The following is a 1,597-nucleotide window of genomic DNA, read 5'->3' on the forward strand; positions in this document are numbered from 1 at the left end:
CGACATCAGGGGCGTCGTGTCACGGGCCGCCGGATGCGGCGCCACGCCTGCGGACCGGCGGCCCGGACGGAGCCTGCCAGCGCTGCGGCGCGGGAGTAGCAGGAGGGGCAGTAGCGGCGAGCCGCTTGTGGAGCACGGGGGCCAGCTGCAGCCCCACCTCGGCAGGGGAGGCGGCCGACGGAGGCGTGATACCCAGCGAGCGCGCCACGGGGCGTAGGCCGACGTCGACGGCGCTCTCCACTAGTGCGGCCAACTCCACCGTGTGCTGCCGGGCGAGCACCCATCCGGCGCACAGCACCACCACACCGATCACTGCGGCCGGCCACCACCAACAGCCCAGGACCAGGTAGCCCAGGCCCCAGGCACCCACGATGGTGGCGGACTCGACCGCGGTGATCACGGCCCGCAGTTCCTTCCGCACGTGCGGAGCCAGGACGAGCCAGAGCCGGGGCCAGAGCATCTCCAGGTCGATCTGGTAGTAGTCCGACACCCGCTGCTCGACGTCCCGCATGTGCCGTCCCAGGGACCCCGGCCACCGGGCGAACCACAGGAGCATCACCACCTGTCCGGTCATCCTCGCCGTCAGCCCGGCCAGTGCCGCCAGCACGATCAGCCCGGCCGCGATCGCCCCCAGGGTGCCGGGGCGAGTGTCTTGCGCGCCCTCATACCAGCCGGAGACGGTATCGGCCAGGTGATTCCGGTCCGTGGCATGGCTCTGGCCCAGAGCGGAGGCCACCCAAGCGGCGGTGACGAACAGGCAGCCGGGGAGGGTGAGCAGGGAGAGCCAGCGCTCGACGACTTTGCCGCCGAGCCCGGCGAGGAACCCCGTCACGACGGCGATGTCCACTTCTCGGGCATCACAGCCCCCTGGACCGAGCAGCGCCGTTGCTCCTCAGGTGCGCCCGCCTCGGCGTCGCGCGAGCAGACCCCGTTCGGACAGACGGCCCGGAGGACCGCGCCCATGCCGCCCCGCAGTCCTGGGATCATGACGTAGCCTGGGATCATGACGTAGCCCCCGCCGCGGGAGGCCTCAACCTCCTGGCCCATGGACCGTAGGACGGCACCAAGCCGGTCCGTACAGTCCTCACCCCGGGCCGCAGCAGCCACGCATGCCTCGAGTTCGGCCCGCTGAGCCTCCGTCTCCGCAACGTCTCGCAGCTCGTCCAGATAGGTGCAGCACCACGCGATGAGGTCGGATCCGGCCACTTGTGCTTCTCTCCCCCGTACCGACCGTGCAGTCACGGCCGTTCCGTTCGGTCCCTGGGCAATCTTCAGGAATCATAGGCAAGTTGAAGATCCGACGTACTGGCCACTGAGCGACTCTGCCACGAAAAGTTGAATGCCTGGATCAGGCGGTCGCGGTGATGGGTGGCTTCGACAATGTGAGCTGGCCCGTTCGACAGCGGGATTTGGCCCCACTTGGTGATCTCTCGGGCATGATCTGTCACTGCTCTTCACGTACAGAGCCACGACGTTGCACACGGGTCAGTCGACCACGCAGTCTGTGCAAGTTTGCCTCGGGTCACAAACATCCCGCCACGCGCTACAGGAAGCCGCTTACCCTGGTCGTCCAGAGGCGGCGGGTGCCATAGGGAAG

At 68.7% G+C, this 1,597-nt stretch carries 2 protein-coding genes; both read right to left on the reverse strand.

Going from position 1 to position 1,597, the window contains the following annotated elements; all coding sequences use genetic code 11:
- Positions 1 to 19: 19 nt before the first annotated feature.
- The gene (locus tag ACY34J_RS28930) at positions 20 to 847 is read right to left on the reverse strand and encodes a hypothetical protein (protein WP_462729591.1); all 828 of its coding nucleotides are present in this window, start codon (positions 845 to 847) and stop codon (positions 20 to 22) included.
- Positions 829 to 1,206 carry a hypothetical protein gene (locus tag ACY34J_RS28935; RefSeq protein WP_462729592.1) on the reverse strand — a complete coding sequence of 126 codons (378 nt, stop codon included), beginning with the start codon at positions 1,204 to 1,206 and terminating at the stop codon, positions 829 to 831. The genes ACY34J_RS28930 and ACY34J_RS28935 overlap by 19 nt, the downstream gene beginning before the upstream one ends.
- Positions 1,207 to 1,597 lie beyond the last annotated feature (391 nt).

The sequence above is a fragment of the Streptomyces sp. HSS9-12 genome (genome assembly GCF_054963655.1).